Genomic DNA, 17,692 nt, shown 5'->3' on the forward strand with positions numbered 1-17,692 from the left:
TCCTCGCCGAGGGCCGCCCCGACGCGATCTTCGTCGCCAGCGACCTCATGGCCCGTGGCGCCCTGACGGCGCTGCGCTCCGCCGGCATCCGCGTTCCCGAAGACGTCGCGCTCGTCGGATTCGACGACTCCTCCGTCGCGCTGAGCACCGAACCGCAGCTGACCACGATGCGACAGCCGATGTATGCGCAGGGGGAGGCGATGGCCGGAGTGCTGCTCTCGCGCCTCGCCGGTCGCGACCCCGCGCACACGACGATCCTTCCGACCGAGCTCGTGGTGCGCGCCTCGTCGTAGCCGCTCCACGCGATCCGCGTCTCCGCCGGCGCGGAAGTGAACACGGATGCGGACCATACGCCCCTCCAGGTCGGCCCGCATCCGTGGGTCTGGGTCGGTCAGGTGATCCGGTACTGGTGACGGCGCCGAGACCGCTGATCGATGACCGCGGGCCACGGCATCGTCGCCCACGGGCCGTTCCGCTTCGCGGTGGATGCACTCGCGAAGACGGGCGACGAATCGCCGTACTTCTCGAACGAGTCCTCGTCGAGATCGCCGTCGCTCCAGTGCATGACGCGTCCGGCGATGTAGCTCAGGCCGAAATCGGCCCACGACACGAACGACGGGCGGGTGTCGACGCTGATCCGGTGGATGATGCGACGCGCCTCGGCGACGTCGGCGTATCCGAGCGCCACACCCCAGGTCGTCATCACCACGGCCTGGCCGAGTGCGTACGCGTCGAGGGTGCGGACGTAGAGGTCGGGCGTCACGACGTCTTGGACGACTCGCCTGCGCACCTCCTGCTCGATGTGCTCGATGCCGCGGACGAAAGGTCGTGCGTCGCGTCGGTCCCCGCCCTCATCGGCGATCGCGGCGAGCCACTCCTCCGTTGTCGGCACCCGCCCGAGGGCTGTGTGCAGGTCGTTGCGCACGGCGAGATGGAGCATCCAGGCATGACGTCGTCGTCGCACCGTGGTCAGGTGGTCGATCATGCCGAGCCAGTCCGCGCGATCGTGGATGCCCCACTGCTCGGCGAGCAGCGACTTCTCCTCGGTTCCGAGGCCGGGGGCCGTCGGGTCGTTCCACGGGCCGGACGGCAGGCTGCTGATCTGCAGCAGGCCCAGGGCGATCTCGTTCGCCTCGGTGTCATCCGTGGAGTACAGCTCGGAGGGTGCGAGCCTCTGGGGTCGCATGAACCATCCTGTCGCGCTCATCACACTCCTGAGGGTGAGGCCTGGCGTAGCTCATAGCTTGAACAGCTATTCAGTCGCTAATATATAGCGTCCGGGGGGAGAAATCGAAGTCGTCCGATGCTGGGGAGCGGGACACGAATGGCACGTTCAGACGAACACAACCGGGCGGCGCGTGAACGATCCCGCGAAGCCATCCTGCGGGCAGCGGTCGATCTGTTCGCCGAGCGCGGCGTCTCGGGCGCGAGCATCGCTGAGATCACGCGGCGAGCCGGAGTGGCTCAGGGCCTCGCGAACTATCACTTCGGGAACAAGGAGCGGCTGATCGCCGCAGTGCTCGACCGGTGGTTCGAGACGCTGTTCGGCATCCCCCAGGCCGAGGGGTCGGCCGACGACCGTCTCGCCGGCATCATCGACGGCGCCCTCACCGCCACGGGCTACGCCCTTCCGGTGCAGCGCGCGGTCTTCGCGATGCAGCAGCAGCCGACCACCCACCGCCTGTATGCGGAGGCCGAAGAGCGCCACGCGGAGGAGGCGAGGGCGTCGGAGGACATCGTTCGCGGGGTCTTCCGCGAACGCGGCGCCGCGGATCCGGCGCTCGAGGAGATCATGCTGCGCAGCACCCTCGAGGGCATCTTCATGAAGTACGCCGTCTACGGCGACACGTATCCTCTCGAAGACGCTCGCCGCTGGATGCACCGGCTCTACGGGCTCCCCGAGCCGCAGGCGCCGCTTCCTCTCCAGCTCGCCCCGCGGGACCCCGACGCGAGGACCAGAGCGTCCGGCGCGCTGCGCGCGGAGGAATGACCCCGGCACCGACATCGATCGGCGAGGGTCGGGATCAGCCCAGCTGCATCCGGGCGAACGCACCGAGCACGACGCGTTCCGACTGCACGAGGTAGCGCTCGAGCTCGGCCGCGCCTTCCTGCGCACCCTGCGTGAGGAAGGTGTCGAGCACCGCGCGGTTCTTGCGCACGAACGGCTCGTGGAGCGATCGCGGATCGTCGATCTTCAGGAACGCCAGCCGCAGCTCGGCCGCCAGGTCGCGATAGGTGCGGGCCAGGCGGGGGCTGTCGGCGAGATCGACCAGGGCGACGTGGAATGCCATATTGGCGCTGCCCACCTCGCGCCAGGCGCCCGCGTCGTCGTGGACGGCATCCTGGGCGGCCTTCTCGGCGGCGAGCACCGCCTGCTGCATCCGCTGCACCGAGGGGTGCTCGGGCTCGGAATGCAGGAGCGCCGTGCACTCGATGACGCGGCGTGCTCGGTAGATGTCGATGACGTCGGCTATCGAGGGCGACGCGACGGAGACGCCCCGGTGCGGCACGTGCTCGAGAAGACCCTGCTCGGAGAGCGCGCGGAACGCCTCTCGCAGCGTGTTGCGCGCGACGCCGAAGTGCTCGGCGAGGGCCGATTCCGACAGCCGTGAACCGGGGGCGAAGGCGCCGTCGATGATCTGCTGACGGAGCGCATCGGCGAGCATGCCCTGCTGGTTCATGCCTTTATCGTAGGCGGCGGGCGCGGCGGATCGTTCGAGGAGGCGACCGCGGCATCACGCGAACGCAACTCGGTCGTAGCACAGCTGAAACAAAGTTGTTGAACAATATTGCTCGATCCGTTCTACACTGGATGTCACTCGACACCCACCAACGACGATGGGAAATCCCCCGCAATGTCAGAGAACACCGCAGCCCCGCTGTCCGCAGAAGACGAAGTCCGCCTCGCCGGAGCCAAGAGGCGGGCAGGCCGCAGCGCCGTGATCGGCGCGATCTTCCTGATGGCCACCAGCGCCATCGGCCCAGGATTCATCACCCAGACGGCCACGTTCACCGCGACGATGGGGGCCGCCTTCGCGTTCGCGATCCTCGTCTCGATCCTCATCGACATCGCAGTGCAGCTGAACGTCTGGCGCATGATCACCTCATCGGGCAAGCGCGCCGGAGAGCTCGCCAACAGCGCCATCCCGTTCTCCGGACACCTGATCGCCGTGCTCGTCGTGATCGGCGGCCTGGCCTTCAACATCGGCAACATCGCGGGTGGCGGACTGGGCCTCAACGCCCTGCTCGGCATCGATCCCAAGCTCGGCGGCGCACTCACCGCGGCCCTCGCGATCATCATCTTCCTCGTCAAGAAGGCGGGCCCGGTGATGGACGTCGTGCTGATCGTGCTCGGCGTGGGCATGATCGTGATGACCGTGATCGTCGCGGTGATCGCCCAGCCGCCGATCGGCGAGGCCCTGCGACAGACGTTCGTGCCCGACGAGCTGAACTTCGCCACGATCACCACGATCGTCGGCGGAACGGTCGGCGGATACATCACCTACTCGGGCGCCCACCGCTACCTCGACTCCGGACACACCGGTCCGGAGCAGGCCGGCCCGGTGATGCGCGCCGCGGCGAACGGCATCCTCGTCACCGGCATCATGCGCTACGTGCTGTTCCTCGCGATCCTCGGTGTGGTCGCCTCCGGCGTCTCGCTCGACCTGTCGAGCCAGGCCGCCAACCCGGCAGGGCAGGCCTTCGGCGCCGTGCTCGGCGACGCAGGGCTGCGCATCTTCGGTGCGATCTTCTGGGCCGCGGCCATCAGCTCGGTGATCGGCGCCGCATACACGTCGGCGACCTTCCTCTCGACCTTCACGAAGAAGCTCAGGGGCGGCTGGCCGCTGCAGCTGGCCACCGTCGCCTTCATCGTCGTGTCGCTGATCGTCTACCTGTCGATCGGCACGGCGCCGGCTGCGATCCTCGTGTTCGTCGGCGGCTTCAACGGCCTCATCCTCCCCATCGGCCTCACGGTCTTCATGTACATCGGCTGGTTCCGTCGTGACCTGCTCGGCTCGAAGAAGTACCCGCTGTGGCTGCTCATCGCGGGCACGGTCGTGACGCTGCTCACCTGGTACATGGGCATCGTCTCGGTCGGCCCGATCTTCGCCTTCCTCGGAACCGGAGCGTGACCCCATGGCATCGATCGACCTGAACTCGGACCTCGGCGAGAACGTCGCCGACCGGATCGTCAGCGACGACGAGAGCATGCTCGACCTCGTGACGAGTGCGAACGTGGCGTGCGGCTTCCATGCGGGCAGCCCCGAGGGCATCCGCGCGACCCTCGCCAGCGCGGTGGCCGGAGGCGTCGTGATCGGCGCGCACCCCAGCTACCGCGACTACGAGAACTTCGGCCGCACGAAGGTCGACATCGATTCGGCCACCCTGCAGGCCCACGTCGAGTATCAGCTCGGGGCGCTGATCGGTCTCGCCGCCGCGGTGGGCGGAAAGGTCGCCTACGTCAAGCCGCACGGAGCGCTCTACAACACGATCGCCCGCGATGAGCGGCAGTCGAAGGACGTGGTGGCAGCCATCCGCGCGATCGATCCGAGCCTCGTGCTGCTGGGCCTGGCCGGAGGCGTCGTGCTCGACGTCGCCGAGCGGGCGGGGCTGCAGACTGCGGCAGAGGCCTTCGCCGATCGGGCGTATCAGCCCGACGGGCAGCTCGTCTCGCGCACCGAGCCCGGGTCTGTGCTGCACGATCCCGCGGCGGTCGCCGAGCGCATGGTGCGCCTGGCCGGCGAAGGAGTGATCCGCGCGATCGACGGCACCGACGTGCCCGTCAGCGCGCAGTCGATCTGCGTGCACGGAGACAGCCCTGGTTCGGTGGCCATGGCGGCAGAGACGAAGCGGATGCTGCAGCAAGCGGGCATCACGATCGCACCGTTCGCGGGCGTCTGACATGACCGTCCTCGCCACCGCAGCCCAGCTCGCCGACGCGCGCGCGGCCCGTGCCGCCATCCGGGCAGGGCACGCCGAGCCGACCAGCGGGGTCGCGGTCGGGCTGACACAGGCCAATCTCATCTCCGTGCCCGCGGACTGGGCCTTCGAGACCCTGCTCTTCGCACAGCGCAACCCGAAGCCGTGCCCCGTGCTCGAGGTCATTGAGCAGGGAGAGGTGGAGTCACGGCTCGCGCCGGGCAGCGACATCCGCACGGACATCGGCCGGTATCGCATCTGGCGCGACGGCGAACTGGCCGAAGAGGTCACCGACGCGACGGCGGCCTGGGCGGAACATCCGGACCTCGTCTCGTTCCTCATCGGATGCAGCTTCACGTTCGAGTCCGGACTCGTCGAGGCCGGCATCCCGATCCGTCATCAGGAGCTCGGTCGCAATGTGCCGATGTACCGCACCTCGGTGCCCTGCGCACCGGCGGGTCGCCTGAGCGGTGAGATGGTCGTGTCGATGCGGCCGATCGCGGCGGACCGAGTGGCGGATGCCGTGCAGATCTCGGGCCGAACCCCCGCTGTGCACGGTGCTCCGGTGCACGTCGGCGACCCGGCATCCCTCGGAGTCCTCGACCTCGCCCGGCCCGACTTCGGGGATGCCCCCGAGGTGCGCGACGGCGAAGTGCCGGTGTTCTGGGCCTGCGGCGTCACCCCTCAGGCCGCGATCATGGCCTCGAAGCCGCCGTTCGCCATCACCCATGCACCGGGGTACATGTTCATCACCGACGTGCCGGATGCCGAGTACCTCGTCTGATGCGCATCCTCACCGCATCCGATCACGCGCTTCTCGTCGAGGCGGCCGACCTCGACGAGGCGATGCGCCTGAACCTCGCCTGGGACGGAGTGCGCGGTGTGGTCGAGCGCATCCCCGGCGCTCGCACCGTGCTCGTGCGCTTCGATCCGCTCGTCGTCTCGGCCGGTGATCTCGCAGAGGCGCTCGCGGCGACGGACATCGACACCGCTCACCTGCCGGTCACCGGCGAGGTCACGGTGCCGGTGCGGTACGACGGCGAAGACCTCGACGAGGCCGCAGCCCTGCTGGGCGTGTCGGCGGCAGAGCTCGTGAACCGTCATCTCGGTGCCGATTGGAAGGTGGCCTTCTCGGGCTTCGCTCCCGGTTTCGGCTATGTGGTGAGCAGCGATCCGCTGTTCGACGTGCCGCGCCGCTCGTCGCCCCGCACGCGTGTGCCCGCAGGGTCCGTGGCGCTCGCCGGGCAGTTCACCGGGGTGTACCCGCGTGAGAGTCCCGGTGGGTGGCAGCTCATCGGTCGCACGGATGCCCTGATGTGGGACATCGACCGCGACCCGCCTGCGCTGCTGTCGCCGGGCACGACCGTGCGGTTCGAACGTGTGCGCGAGCAGGTCGTGACGTCGGGCGACGCAGATGAACGGGCCGACGAGCGAGGTGTCGCCGATCGACCCGCCGTCGCCGGTGCGCCGGACCCGGGTTCTCCCATGCCGGCCGCCGTCGAGATCGTGCGGCCGTCACTGCAGCTGCTGGTGCAGGATGCCGGTCGCCCGGGTTTCGCGGCGCTCGGCGTCTCGGCGTCAGGCGTCGCCGATCGTCGTGCAATGCGAGACGCGAACCGTGCCGTGGGCAACGAGACCGGTGCCGCCGTGCTCGAGAGCGTCGGGGGCGCGGTGCTGCGCTTCCGGGGTGCCGGGGTCGCCGCCGTCGCGGGTGCCGTCGGCTCCCTCGAACTGATCGATGCCGGTGGCGTCGCGCGTCAGATCGCCCATGGAGTGCCCTTCGCCACCGTCGACGGTGACGAGCTCACTCTCGGGCACCCGGCGAGCGGGCTGCGCTACGTCATCGCCGTCCGCGGCGGTGTGGCGGCGGAACCCGCGCTCGACAGCTGCGCGAGCGACACCCTCGCCGGTCTCGGCCCGGCGGCGCTCGCCGCAGGCGACGTGCTCCGTGTCGGCGATCGCGCACCGCATCCCGTCGAGCCCGATGCGATGCCGCGGGCGCTTCCCGCACCCGGCGAGCTGGTCGAGCTCGAGATCACTCTCGGTCCTCGCGACGACTGGTTCACGGCGGCAGCGCTCGCCACCCTCGCCGCTCAGGAGTGGACTGCGACCCCGCGCTCGGATCGGGTCGGCATCAGGCTCGAGGGAGCCGTGCCCCTGGAACGGTCGGTCGGCGGGGAGCTGCCCAGCGAGGGTGCTGTCACCGGGGCGATCCAGGTGCCTCCGGACGGTCAGCCCGTGCTGTTCCTGCCCGACCATCCGCTCACCGGCGGGTATCCGATCATCGGCGCCCTCACCGATCGCAGCCTCGACCTCGCCGGGCAGCTGCCGCCCGGTGCGCGAGTTCGTTTCATCGTCAAGGAGACCTCATGACCAAGGTGCTGATCGCGAATCGCGGAGAGATCGCCGTGCGCGTCATCCGCGCCTGCGCCGAAGCCGGATACACGTCGATCGCGGTCTACGCCGATCAGGACGCCGACGCCCTGCACGTGCGACTCGCCGACGAGGCGCTGGGTCTGGGCGGAGACACCGCTGCCGCCACGTACCTCTCCATCGAGGCGCTGCTCGCTGCGGCGCGGAAGAGCGGGGCGGATGCCGTGCACCCCGGCTACGGATTCCTCTCGGAGAGCGCGGAGTTCGCGCGAGCCGTGGAAGGCGCAGGGCTCGTCTGGATCGGACCATCGCCCGACAGCATCGACGCGCTCGGTGACAAGATGACCGCGCGCCGGATCGCGCAGCGCGTCGGAGCACCGTTGGCGGCCGGCACCGACCAGCCCCTCGCCGGCCCTGCGGAGGCCGTGTCCTTCGCCGAGCAGCACGGGCTTCCGATCGCCATCAAGGCGGCATTCGGCGGTGGCGGGCGAGGCCTGAAGGTGGTGCGGGAGCTGTCGGAGGTCGCCGATGCCTTCGACGCCGCGACCCGGGAGGCCATCGCCGCCTTCGGCCGCGGCGAGTGCTTCGTCGAGCGGTTCCTCGAGAGCCCGCGTCACATCGAGGTGCAGGTGCTCGGCGACGGACTCGGCGGCATCGTGGTCGTCGGCGACCGGGACTGCTCGATGCAGCGACGCAATCAGAAGCTCATCGAGGAGGCCCCGGCGCCGGGGCTGTCGAGTGACCAGCGCACGCGATTCCACGACGCGGCCAGGGCGATCTGCGCCGAGGTGCAGTACCGCGGTGCGGGAACCGTCGAGTTCCTGCTCGCCGCAGACGGCACGATCTCCTTCCTCGAGGTGAACACCCGCCTGCAGGTGGAGCACCCGGTCACCGAAGAGGTCACCGGCACGGATCTCGTGCGCGAGCAGTTCCGCATCGCGTTCGGAGAGGGCATCTCGTTCACCGAGACCCCGACGCCGACAGGGCACGCCTTCGAGTTCCGCATCAACGCGGAAGACCCTGGTCGCGGGTTCCTTCCGAGTCCCGGTCGTGTGGAGTCGCTGCGGATCCCCGGCGGACCCGGTGTGCGCTGGGACAGCGGGATCGAGGCGGGCGATGCTGTTCAGCCGGCGTTCGACTCGATGATCGCGAAGCTCATCGTGCACGCCGACAGCCGAGATGCGGCACTCGTGCGGGCACGACGGGCGCTGCGCGAGCTCGTGGTCGAGGGGCCGGCCACCGTCATCCCGTTCGATCTGCTCGCGCTCGACGACGCGGCGTTCGCCACCGACACCTTCGCAGTGCACACGCAGTGGATCGAGAGCACGTTGCTGCCGAGGCTCGAGCCTCAGCTGCGCCCGGCTCCCGCCCCGGATGCCGCGCTCCAGCGCTTCCCCGTCGAGATCGACGGACGTCGGGTCGTGCTCGGGCTGCCGATCGCCCTGCTCGCGGGACTCGGCGGGCTGGCGGATGCCGGGCCCGCGCCCTCCGCATCCGACCCGGCCGAACTGCGCTCGCCGGCGCCCGGCACACTCGTGCGCTGGCTCGCTGATGACGGGGCGCACGTCGCCGAGGGCGATCCGGTCGCCGTGCTCGACGCGATGAAGATGGAGACCACGGTCGCCGCTCATCGCGCCGGCGTCCTGTCGCACCGCGCCGAGCTCTCCGCGGCGATCGCGCCGGACGGAGTCATCGCCGTCATCGACTGAGCGCGATCGCCGCCTGATCGCGATCGCCGCCGGACGGCGAAGATCCCGGATGCCGCAGCTGCAGCATCCGGGATCTTCGGGTTCGCGGGTCGAGCGTGGTTATGCGGGGTCGCCGCCCAGCGGGCCCACGGCCTCGAGCGGCCTCGGGTCGTCGGCACCGGTCTTGCGCGCGCGGGCGATCGCGTTGCCCACGTGGTAGATCAGGAGAGCTGCGACCGTGCCGAGCACGATGCCGCCGAACGCGAAGTCGCCGAGCTGCATCGAGAACCCGGCGATGCCGATCACGAGTGACACCGCGGCGGTGTACTGGTTCACCGGACGCGAGAAGTCGACCTTGCTGTCGACCCAGATCTTGATGCCGATGATGCCGATCAGGCCGTAGAGCGCGGTCGTCGCACCCCCGAGCACGCCCGCGGGGATCGAGTTGAACACCTCGCCGACCTTGGGCGAGAACGCCAGCAGGATCGCGAAGAGGCCGGCGACCCAGTAGACGGCGGTCGAGTAGACGCGGGTCGCGGCCATGACGCCGATGTTCTCGCCGTACGTCGTCGTGCCCGACCCGCCGAAGCCGCCGGCGATCGTCGTGGCGACGCCGTCGGCGATCAGGGCGCGGCCGGTGTGCCTGTTGATCGCGGGGTCTTCCGTCATCGTGGCGACACCGCGCACGTGGCCGACGTTCTCGGCGACGAGCACCAGCACGACCGGCAGGAACATGGCGATGGTCGACCACGTGCCGGGCGCGACGAAGTCGGGGAGCTGGAACTCGGGCAGGCCCACCCACGGCGCGTCGGCGATGAGCTCTGCGGGCGTCTTGCCTCCGCGCAGCGCGTTGGGCACCTCGAACGACCCGGTGAAGGCGGCGTAGATGAAGCCCACCGCGACGCCGAGGAAGATCGAGATGCGCCCGAGGAATCCGCGGAAGAGCACTGCGAACAGGATGATCGCGACGAGGGTGATGGTCGCGGTCACGGGGTCGAGCTGGAAGTTGTTCCACGCGGTGGGGGCGAGGTTGAAGCCGATGAGCGCGACGATCGCACCGGCGACCACCGGAGGCATCAGCGCGTCGACCCAGCGCAGGCCGGCGAACTGCACGACCAGGCCCACGACGGTGAGCAGGATGCCGACCGCGACGACTCCCGCCAGGGCGGATCCGGTGCCGCCGGCGGCGACCGCGGCGGTGATCGGCGCGATGAACGCGAACGACGATCCGAGGTAGCTGGGCAGCTGGTTCTTGGTGATCAGCAGGAAGATGAGGGTGCCGAGACCGCTGAACAGCAGCGTGGTCGAGACCGGGAAGCCGGTCAGCGTCGGCACCAGGAACGTGGCGCCGAACATCGCGACGACGTGCTGGGCGCCGATCGCGATCGTGGCCGGCCAGTTCAGGCGCTCTTCGGGCTTGACGACGGCGCCGGGTTCGACCGTGCGGCCGTTTCCGTGGGTCTTCCACAGGGGCATGCGGGCTCCTCAGGATCGGGGGGAGTGGGAGTGCTGGAGCAACACTACCGATTCCTGAGTGTTCCCTGGGTGCGCGCGGTCGCTCCTTCAGGCGGACTTCTGCGCCTCGGGAGGGGAATTCCCGAGAATCTCTCCTCCCGAGGCGCAGTTTCCCTCCCGAGAGGGTGCGCGCGTCAGGCCCCGAGGCGCTCGATCAGCTCGCGGTAGCGCGCGGCGGTGCGCTCGACGATGTCCTCGGGAAGCACGGGCGGCTCGCCCTGCTTGTCCCAGTTCGAGGCCAGCCAGTCGCGCACGATCTGCTTGTCGAAGCTCGCCATGCGCTCGCTCGGGGTCGAGCCGGTGCGCCAGGCCTCGGCATCCCAGTAGCGCGACGAGTCGCTCGTCAGCACCTCGTCGGCCAGGTGCAGCACGCCGTCGGCATCCGTCCCGAACTCGAACTTGGTGTCGGCGAGGATCAGACCCTTCTCCTCGGCGATCGCAGCGGCCCGCGTGTAGAGGGCGAGTGAGACGTCGCGCAACTCGGCTGCGCGGTCGGCGCCGACGAGCTCGACGGTCTGCTCGAAGGTGATGTTCTCGTCGTGCTCGCCCATCGGCGCCTTGTAGGCCGGAGTGAACAGCGGCTCCGGCAGGCGGTCGCCGTTCTCCAGACCGGCGGGCAGCGGGATGCCGCACACGGTGCCGCTCTCGGTGTATTCGGCCCAGCCGGAGCCGGTGATGTAGCCGCGCACGACGCACTCGACCGGCAGCATCTCGAGCGACTGCGCGAGCATGGCCCGGTCGGCGACGCTCGCCGGGATGTCGCCCTCGGCGAGGTGGTTCGGAACGTCGCTCAGCTGGCTGAACCACCAGCGGCTGAGACGCGTGAGCAGCGCGCCCTTCTGGGGGATGCCCGGTGACAGCACGAAGTCGAACGCGCTCACCCGGTCGGAGGCGACGACGAGGATGCGGGTGTCGGCGGCGTTATCCGAGGCGTAGAGGTCGCGGACCTTGCCCGAGTAGATGTGGCGCCAGCCGGGGATGGTCTGCGCGGTGCTGTCCGAAGGAGTGCTCACCCGCCCATTATCCCGGTAGACGGCGCCGGTGTCGTGTCAAGGGCTGGTGCGAACGGCGCGGCATCGGCGACGCTCGAATCGACGGAGCGGAGGAGTCATGACGAAGGACCTGTCTACGGGTGACCGGGTGAGCTGGAACACGCCCCAGGGGCGAACGCACGGCACGGTGGAGGAGAAGCGGACGAAGGACTTCCGATTCGCCGGACAGAGCTTCACGGCTTCGGACGATGAGCCGGCGTACATCGTGAAGTCTGAGAAGAGCGGCGAGAAGGCCGCGCACAAGGGCTCGGCGCTGCGGAGGCTGAGCAGCTGAGCGACCCCGGAGGGCGGCGCCCGGTGTCTGCGGGGGTGCCTAGCCTGGACTCGTGACCGACGACACCTTGACCCCACGCCTGCGCCTGTCGCGCCCCGTCGCCGCCGACCTCGACGAGGTCTTCGCGATCCAGAGCGATCCGCGGGTGTGGACGCACTATCCGAGCCTGCGTCACACCGACCCCGAGACGACGATCCGGATGATGGAGCGGTGGGAGCGCAGCTGGTCGGAAGCCGGTCTCGGATCGTGGGTGGCCCGTCTGCGCGACACCGGAGAGGTCGTCGGCAACGGCGGGTGCACCCTGCTCGGCGGAGCGGTGTGGAACATCGGCTATCGCATCGCCGGGGACCACCACGGTCAGGGGCTGGCGACCGAGCTGGCGCAGGCCGGAGTCGAGAGAGCGAGGGCGATCGCGCCGGATCAGCCCGTGATCGCCTACCTCGTCGAGCACAACCATGCCTCTGCTCGCGTCGCCGGGAAGCTGGGACTCGACCTCGTGCATCGTGCGCCCGACGCGGGCAACCCCGACCCCCGGGTGGTGCGGCTCGTGTACGCGGATCGGCCGCTCACGCCGGAACAGCTCGCGGCCGCCCTCGCGTAGGTCGGCCGCAGTCGGCATCCGTCTTGTCGACCGGCCCGAAGGAGCGTATAGTCCACGTGGACTATTTGAGGTGGAACACGTGTCGAAGGAACCTGCGGAGCGGTTGACCCCGATGGGGGTGATGGTGCTCGCGCTGCTGCGCGAGGGCGACATGCACCCCTATGAGATGGTGCGTCTGATGCGCGCTCGCCGCGACGAGCGTCTGCTCGCCGTCACCAACGGGACGCTCTATCACACGGTCGGTCGTCTGCAGCGTGGCGGACTCATCGACGAGGTGGGCACCGATCGAGAGGGCAATCGCCCCGAGCGCACCACCTACACGCTCACGGATGCCGGTCGTGACGCGCTCATCGGCTGGCTCCGCCGCGAGCTGTCGATCATCGACCGCCCCGCCGAGTTCCGGATCGCACTCGCGGAAGCGCACAACCTCGAGCGCCCCGACGTCGTCGACTGCCTCCGCATCCGTCGCGTCGCACTCGCGGAAGGGCATGCTCTGCACCGCGACGGACTGACCGGCGCCCGCCGCAAGGGCGCCCCCGAGCAGGTGCTCGTCGAATTCGAGCGTCAGGAGGTGCTGCTCGACGCCGAGCTGCGCTGGCTCGACTCGCTCCTCGATCGTCTCGAGGCCGAGGCGTTCCCCTGGGGGCCCACGGCTTTCGAGAACACCGACCGCTACCTCGCTCAGCGAAAGGCTGCACAGCAATGACCGACTCTCCCTCGACGGGACGCACGCCCGTGGCATCCTCGTCATCCGGTCCCTCGACCGGCACCTTCGCGGCGGGCCACCGACCCGCCAGCCCGTGGCCCGCCCTGTGGGCGCTGGTCATCGGCTTCTTCATGATCCTCGTCGATACGACGATCGTCTCGGTGGCGAACCCGGCGATCAAGGCGGCCCTCGACCCCACCACGAACAACCTCGACAACGTGGTGTGGGTCACCAGCGCCTACCTGCTCGCATACGCCGTGCCGCTGCTGATCACCGGACGCCTCGGCGACCGTTTCGGTCCCAAGAACATCTACCTCATCGGCCTCGCGATCTTCACACTCGCATCGCTCTGGTGCGGACTCTCGGGCTCGCTCGAGATGCTCATCGCGGCGCGCGCCGTGCAGGGGCTCGGCGCCGCCTTCATGACGCCGCAGACCATGGCAGTGATCACCCGCACGTTCCCGCCCGAGCGCCGCGGTGCGGCCATGGGCCTGTGGGGTGCGACCGCCGGTGTCGCCACGCTCGTCGGACCCCTCGTCGGCGGACTGCTCGTCGACGGCTTCGGCTGGGAATGGATCTTCTTCGTGAACATCCCCGTCGGCATCGTCGCCTTCGTGCTCGCCTGGCGTCTCGTGCCCAAGCTGCAGACGAGTCCGCACCGCTTCGACGTCCTCGGTGTCATCCTGAGCGCGGTCGCGCTGTTCCTCATCGTCTTCGGTCTTCAGGAAGGCGAGAAGTTCGACTGGGGTGTGATCTGGGGCCCGATCTCGGTGTGGAGCCTGATCATCACGGGCCTCATCGTGCTCGGGCTGTTCATCGTGCAGCAGGCGCGCACGCGCAGTGAGGCCCTCGTGCCGCTCGCCCTCTTCCGCGACCGCAACTTCTCGGGCGCGAACGTCGCCATCGCCGCGGTCGGGTTCACGGTGACGAGCATGTCGCTGCCGATGATGTTCTTCCTGCAGACCGCTCGCGGCCTCACCCCGACCGAGGCCGCTCTGCTGCTCATCCCGATGGCCGTGCTCTCGGGCGTGCTCGCCCCGTTCGCGGGCAAGCTGCTCGACCGCGTCGACCCGCGCATCATCCTGATCCCGGGGCTCCTCTGCGTCGTCGTCGCCCTCGTCTGGTACTCGACGCTGATCAACATGGGCACCGACATCTGGATGTTCCTGCTGCCGTCGGCGCTCATGGGCATCGGCAATGCGGGCATGTGGGGGCCGCTCGCGACCACCGCGACCCGCAAGCTGCCGCCGCGCCAGGCGGGCGCCGGCGCGGGCATCTACAACACGACCCGGACCATCGGATCGGTCATCGGCTCGGCATCCATCGCCACGTTCATGCAGTCTCGTCTCGAGGCGAACCTGCCCGGTCTCGCGGATGCCCCGTCGGGGATCAGCGGCGGCGGCTCGCTGCCGCCCGAGGTCGCCGAGGGGTTCGCCGCAGGCATGTCGCAGGCGATCCTGCTTCCCGCGTGCGTGATGGTCGTCGCCCTCGTCGCCTCGCTGTTCCTCGGACGCTACGACAGGGCGGATGCTGTCGCGTCGGCTCCCACGGAGGCGCCCGCGCCTGCGGCGTGAGCCTCTCCTGCCTGCGAGCCGGGCCTTCCGCACACGCGTGGGGAATGCCCGGTTTGCGGCCGGGAACCCCCCTGTGATGTCATCGGGCGATGACGATCGAGCTCACGAGGCCCACCACCGACCTGTTCGACTCCTGGGCGGCTGCCGTCGCCGAATTCGGCGACGGTCATGTCGACGGTTCGGGTCTGCAGGCACCCGTCACCCCGGATCTCGCGACGCTCGAGGCCCTGATCGAGAAGTCGACGCTGCTCGCCGACACCACGGCCGACCTGCCCGACGACGCCGTGCACAACGATCTGTACTGGATCGTCGACGACGGCGAGGTCGTCGGTTTCCTCTCCTTCCGGCACGAGTTGAACGAATGGCTCCGTGAGGCGGGCGGCCACATCGGCTACTCGGTGCGCGCCTCTCGCCGCCGACAGGGCTACGCCTCTGCGGCGCTGCGTCTCGGGCTCGAACGTGCTCGCGAGATCGGCCTCGAGCGCGTGCTCGTCACCTGCGACGACGACAACGTCGGCTCGTATCGCACGATCGAGGGTGCCGGAGGCGTGCTGCAGGACGTCAGCGACCAGTCCGCGCGGGGACACGCGATGCTCCGCCGATACTGGATCACCCTCTAGAGGCGAGCGCGCGGACCGCCCTCGGATCACGGCGACACGCCGTCGCCGGTTAGGGTGGATGGTCGACGACCATCCCGGTGGCAGCATCCTGTCGCCCATCCGATCCGAGGAGCACCCGTCGTGATCCCACATCCCTCTCCTGCTTCCGCGCGCCTGCGCGCGTTCGGACGCACCGTCGGGGCGATGGCGCTCACGGCGTTCATCGCGGCCGGTGCGCTGCTCGGCGGCGCGTCCGCGGCCGCCGCGGCCGACGACTCCGAGACCTATGTCATCGGCACCGACACGACGTTCGCGCCGTTCGAGTTCACCTCTCCCGAGGGCGAGCTCGTCGGCATCGACATGGATCTGCTGCGCGCGATCGCAGACGACCAGGGCTTCGAGGTCGAGATCCGCCAGCTCGGGTTCGACGCCGCGGTGCAGGCTCTGCAGGCCAACCAGGTCGACGCCGTCATGGCGGGCATGTCGATCACGGAAGAGCGCGAGAAGACGTTCGACTTCAGCGAGCCGTACTTCACCAGCGGCATCCAGCTCGGAGTGCTCGAGTCCAGCGACATCCAGTCGCTCGACGACCTCGACGGCGAAGCGGTGGCGGTCAAGACCGGCACCCAGGGGCAGACGTTCGCCGAGGAGAACCAGGACGAATTCGGCTTCCGCATCACGCCGTACCAGGACACGACCGACATGGTCGATGCCGTCAAGGCCGGCCAGGCCGTCGGCTACTTCGAGGACTTCCCGGTGCTCGCCTACGGCATCCAGCAGGGGTCCGGCTTCCGCCTGATCGGCGAGCCGGAACTCGGCGGCGAATACGGATTCGCGGTCAACAAGGGCCAGAACCCCGAACTCGTCGAGATGTTCAACGCGGGTCTCGAGAACCTCAAGGCCTCGGGGGAGTACGACGAGATCGTCGACAGCTACCTCGCAGGCGGCGAGGAGAGCACGCAGGCGACCGACATCTTCTCCGTGGCGGTGAAGTACTGGCCCGCTCTGATGGAGGGCCTGTGGCTCACGATCCTCGCGACGCTGGTCGCGATCGTGGCGGCGTTCATCCTCGGGCTCATCTTCGGCTTCGGCCGGGTGTCGGCCTTCGCGCCGTTCCGCTGGGTGGCCACGGCGTACGTCTACGTGTTCCGCGGCACCCCGATCCTGGTGCAGGCGTTCTTCGTGTTCTTCGCCATCCCGCAGCTGTTCCCCGGGCTCACGTTCAACCCGTTCGTCGCGGGTGCCATCACGCTCTCGTTGAACACCGGTGCGTACATGACCGAGATCATCCGCGGCGGCATCCAGGCCGTCGACCCCGGTCAGTCCGAGGCGTCGCGTTCGCTGGGCCTCGGGCACTGGAAGACCATGCAGAAGGTCGTGCTGCCGCAGGCGTTCCGCATCATGATCCCGTCGTTCGTGAACCAGGGCATCATCACCCTCAAGGACACCTCGCTGATCAGCGTGATCGGGCTCGCCGAGCTCACGTTCGTGTCTCGCCAGATCATCGCCTCGACGTACCTGTCGGCCCAGGTGCTGACCATCGTCGCCATCATCTACTTCGTCGTGATCACGCTTCTCACGCTGCTCGCGAACCGCCTGGAGAGGAAGTTCAACGCATGAGCAAGATCGAGGTCAGAGACCTGCACAAGTCGTTCGGCGACAACCACGTGCTCAAGGGTATCGACCTGACGGTCGAAGACGGCGAGGTCATCGCGGTCATCGGTCCGTCCGGGTCGGGAAAGTCCACCCTGCTGCGCTGCCTCAACAAGCTCGAGGAGCCGACGTCGGGTCATGTCATCGTCGACAGCGTCGACCTGACCGACAAGAGCGTGAAGCTCGACGAGGTGCGCCAGCGCATCGGCATGGTGTTCCAGCACTTCAACCTGTTCCCGCACATGACCGTGCTCGAGAACATCACGCTGGCGCCGGTCGAGCTCGGCAAGCTGTCGAAGGCAGAGGCGAAGGAGCGGGCGCTCGCTCTGCTCGATCGCGTGGGCCTGGCCGAGAAGGCGGATGCCAAGCCGGCATCGCTCTCGGGCGGTCAGAAGCAGCGCGTGGCGATCGCCCGCGCGCTCGCGATGGACCCCGAGATCATGCTCTTCGATGAGGCCACCAGCGCGCTCGACCCCGAGATGGTCGGTGAGGTGCTGCAGGTGATCCGTGACCTCGCGTCCGGCGGCATGACGATGGTGCTCGTGACGCACGAGATGGGCTTCGCCCGCGAGGTCTCGGGCCGCACGGTGTTCATGGACGGCGGAGTCGTCGTCGAAGAGGCGCCGCCCGCCGAGCTGTTCGGCGCGCCGAAGAACGAGCGCCTGAAGGACTTCCTCTCGAAGGTCCTCTGAGCGTCTTCCGGTGTAGAAGGCCCCCACCCGATTCCGGGTGGGGGC

General features: G+C 69.1%; 18 protein-coding genes. 14 read left to right on the plus strand and 4 right to left on the minus strand.

Annotated features, from left to right (window positions below):
• Window positions 1-293, plus strand: a 293-nt coding sequence (locus OPU70_RS09640; RefSeq protein WP_498557634.1) for a substrate-binding domain-containing protein, incomplete at its 5' end; no start/stop codon positions are given.
• A 98-nt stretch (window positions 294-391) separates the two neighbouring features.
• Here OPU70_RS09640 and OPU70_RS09645 read toward each other — a convergent pair.
• A complete protein-coding gene (locus tag OPU70_RS09645; RefSeq protein ID WP_042538050.1) occupies window positions 392-1,207 on the minus strand; it encodes a DUF1266 domain-containing protein in 816 nt (271 codons plus the stop codon).
• A gap of 117 nt (window positions 1,208-1,324) precedes the next feature.
• Here OPU70_RS09645 and OPU70_RS09650 point away from each other — a divergent pair, with 117 nt between their 5' ends.
• Window positions 1,325-1,990, plus strand: a complete 666-nt coding sequence (locus tag OPU70_RS09650; RefSeq protein WP_042538048.1) for a TetR/AcrR family transcriptional regulator — start codon at window positions 1,325-1,327, stop codon at window positions 1,988-1,990.
• Window positions 1,991-2,024: 34 nt separating this feature from the next.
• Here OPU70_RS09650 and OPU70_RS09655 read toward each other — a convergent pair whose 3' ends face one another.
• Window positions 2,025-2,681: a GntR family transcriptional regulator gene (locus OPU70_RS09655; RefSeq protein WP_042538046.1), complete on the minus strand. Its 657-nt coding sequence runs from the start codon at window positions 2,679-2,681 to the stop codon at window positions 2,025-2,027.
• A gap of 174 nt (window positions 2,682-2,855) precedes the next feature.
• Between OPU70_RS09655 and OPU70_RS09660 the strand changes: the two genes are divergently transcribed.
• From OPU70_RS09660 to OPU70_RS09680, 5 genes are read left to right on the plus strand one after another with little or no spacing between them, the layout of a single operon-like run.
• On the plus strand, window positions 2,856-4,133 hold the full coding sequence (locus OPU70_RS09660) for an NRAMP family divalent metal transporter (RefSeq protein ID WP_042538044.1): 1,278 nt from the start codon (window positions 2,856-2,858) through the stop codon (window positions 4,131-4,133).
• A 4-nt stretch (window positions 4,134-4,137) separates the two neighbouring features.
• The gene (locus OPU70_RS09665) at window positions 4,138-4,902 is read left to right on the plus strand and encodes a LamB/YcsF family protein (protein ID WP_498557635.1); all 765 of its coding nucleotides are present in this window, start codon (window positions 4,138-4,140) and stop codon (window positions 4,900-4,902) included.
• Window position 4,903: 1 nt separating this feature from the next.
• Window positions 4,904-5,704 carry a putative hydro-lyase gene (locus OPU70_RS09670; RefSeq protein WP_309693429.1) on the plus strand — a complete coding sequence of 267 codons (801 nt, stop codon included), beginning with the start codon at window positions 4,904-4,906 and terminating at the stop codon, window positions 5,702-5,704.
• Window positions 5,704-7,293 carry a 5-oxoprolinase subunit B/C family protein gene (locus tag OPU70_RS09675; protein WP_498557636.1) on the plus strand — a complete coding sequence of 530 codons (1,590 nt, stop codon included), beginning with the start codon at window positions 5,704-5,706 and terminating at the stop codon, window positions 7,291-7,293. The genes OPU70_RS09670 and OPU70_RS09675 overlap by 1 nt, the downstream gene beginning before the upstream one ends.
• Window positions 7,290-9,002, plus strand: coding sequence for an acetyl/propionyl/methylcrotonyl-CoA carboxylase subunit alpha (locus tag OPU70_RS09680; RefSeq protein ID WP_498557637.1), 1,713 nt, complete (start codon window positions 7,290-7,292; stop codon window positions 9,000-9,002). The genes OPU70_RS09675 and OPU70_RS09680 overlap by 4 nt, the downstream gene beginning before the upstream one ends.
• Window positions 9,003-9,101: 99 nt before the next feature.
• Here the strand turns inward: OPU70_RS09680 and OPU70_RS09685 are convergent, their stop codons facing one another.
• Window positions 9,102-10,457, minus strand: coding sequence for a uracil-xanthine permease family protein (locus tag OPU70_RS09685; protein ID WP_042538034.1), 1,356 nt, complete (start codon window positions 10,455-10,457; stop codon window positions 9,102-9,104).
• A 173-nt stretch (window positions 10,458-10,630) separates the two neighbouring features.
• Window positions 10,631-11,509, minus strand: a complete 879-nt coding sequence (locus tag OPU70_RS09690) for a phosphoribosylaminoimidazolesuccinocarboxamide synthase (RefSeq protein ID WP_498557638.1) — start codon at window positions 11,507-11,509, stop codon at window positions 10,631-10,633.
• Window positions 11,510-11,606: 97 nt separating this feature from the next.
• Here OPU70_RS09690 and OPU70_RS09695 point away from each other — a divergent pair, with 97 nt between their 5' ends.
• The 7 genes from OPU70_RS09695 to OPU70_RS09725 all read left to right on the plus strand — a co-directional run bounded on the left by OPU70_RS09695 (window position 11,607) and on the right by OPU70_RS09725 (window position 17,647).
• Window positions 11,607-11,822, plus strand: coding sequence for a hypervirulence associated TUDOR domain-containing protein (locus tag OPU70_RS09695; RefSeq protein ID WP_042538029.1), 216 nt, complete (start codon window positions 11,607-11,609; stop codon window positions 11,820-11,822).
• 52 nt (window positions 11,823-11,874) lie between these two features.
• A complete protein-coding gene (locus OPU70_RS09700) occupies window positions 11,875-12,423 on the plus strand; it encodes a GNAT family N-acetyltransferase (RefSeq protein ID WP_498557639.1) in 549 nt (182 codons plus the stop codon).
• A gap of 79 nt (window positions 12,424-12,502) precedes the next feature.
• Window positions 12,503-13,129 (plus strand): PadR family transcriptional regulator, encoded by a 627-nt coding sequence (locus tag OPU70_RS09705; RefSeq protein ID WP_197065959.1) that lies wholly within the window; start codon window positions 12,503-12,505, stop codon window positions 13,127-13,129.
• Complete coding sequence (locus OPU70_RS09710; RefSeq protein WP_498557640.1) at window positions 13,126-14,703, plus strand: DHA2 family efflux MFS transporter permease subunit; 1,578 nt, start codon at window positions 13,126-13,128, stop codon at window positions 14,701-14,703. Before OPU70_RS09705 ends, OPU70_RS09710 begins: the two co-directional genes overlap by 4 nt.
• Before the next feature lie 89 nt (window positions 14,704-14,792).
• Window positions 14,793-15,323 carry a GNAT family N-acetyltransferase gene (locus tag OPU70_RS09715; RefSeq protein WP_079112146.1) on the plus strand — a complete coding sequence of 177 codons (531 nt, stop codon included), beginning with the start codon at window positions 14,793-14,795 and terminating at the stop codon, window positions 15,321-15,323.
• 120 nt (window positions 15,324-15,443) lie between these two features.
• The gene (locus OPU70_RS09720; protein ID WP_498557641.1) at window positions 15,444-16,922 is read left to right on the plus strand and encodes an amino acid ABC transporter substrate-binding protein/permease; all 1,479 of its coding nucleotides are present in this window, start codon (window positions 15,444-15,446) and stop codon (window positions 16,920-16,922) included.
• A complete protein-coding gene (locus OPU70_RS09725; RefSeq protein ID WP_498557642.1) occupies window positions 16,919-17,647 on the plus strand; it encodes an amino acid ABC transporter ATP-binding protein in 729 nt (242 codons plus the stop codon). The genes OPU70_RS09720 and OPU70_RS09725 overlap by 4 nt, the downstream gene beginning before the upstream one ends.
• Window positions 17,648-17,692 lie beyond the last annotated feature (45 nt).

The organism is Microbacterium sp. SWDP-B6 (genome assembly GCF_059803615.1).

Bases quoted from the DNA above. Each gene is read 5' to 3' on its own strand.
- OPU70_RS09675 (WP_498557636.1), top strand. From the start codon at position 5,704: ATGCGCATCCTCACCGCATCCGATCACGCGCTTCTCGTCGAGGCGGCC.
- OPU70_RS09715 (WP_079112146.1), top strand. From the start codon at position 14,793: ATGACGATCGAGCTCACGAGGCCCACCACCGACCTGTTCGACTCCTGG.
- OPU70_RS09710 (WP_498557640.1), top strand. From the start codon at position 13,126: ATGACCGACTCTCCCTCGACGGGACGCACGCCCGTGGCATCCTCGTCA.
- OPU70_RS09660 (WP_042538044.1), top strand. From the start codon at position 2,856: ATGTCAGAGAACACCGCAGCCCCGCTGTCCGCAGAAGACGAAGTCCGC.
- OPU70_RS09695 (WP_042538029.1), top strand. From the start codon at position 11,607: ATGACGAAGGACCTGTCTACGGGTGACCGGGTGAGCTGGAACACGCCC.
- OPU70_RS09645 (WP_042538050.1), bottom strand. From the start codon at position 1,207: ATGAGCGCGACAGGATGGTTCATGCGACCCCAGAGGCTCGCACCCTCC.
- OPU70_RS09680 (WP_498557637.1), top strand. From the start codon at position 7,290: ATGACCAAGGTGCTGATCGCGAATCGCGGAGAGATCGCCGTGCGCGTC.
- OPU70_RS09655 (WP_042538046.1), bottom strand. From the start codon at position 2,681: ATGAACCAGCAGGGCATGCTCGCCGATGCGCTCCGTCAGCAGATCATC.
- OPU70_RS09685 (WP_042538034.1), bottom strand. From the start codon at position 10,457: ATGCCCCTGTGGAAGACCCACGGAAACGGCCGCACGGTCGAACCCGGC.
- OPU70_RS09725 (WP_498557642.1), top strand. From the start codon at position 16,919: ATGAGCAAGATCGAGGTCAGAGACCTGCACAAGTCGTTCGGCGACAAC.
- OPU70_RS09650 (WP_042538048.1), top strand. From the start codon at position 1,325: ATGGCACGTTCAGACGAACACAACCGGGCGGCGCGTGAACGATCCCGC.
- OPU70_RS09670 (WP_309693429.1), top strand. From the start codon at position 4,904: ATGACCGTCCTCGCCACCGCAGCCCAGCTCGCCGACGCGCGCGCGGCC.
- OPU70_RS09665 (WP_498557635.1), top strand. From the start codon at position 4,138: ATGGCATCGATCGACCTGAACTCGGACCTCGGCGAGAACGTCGCCGAC.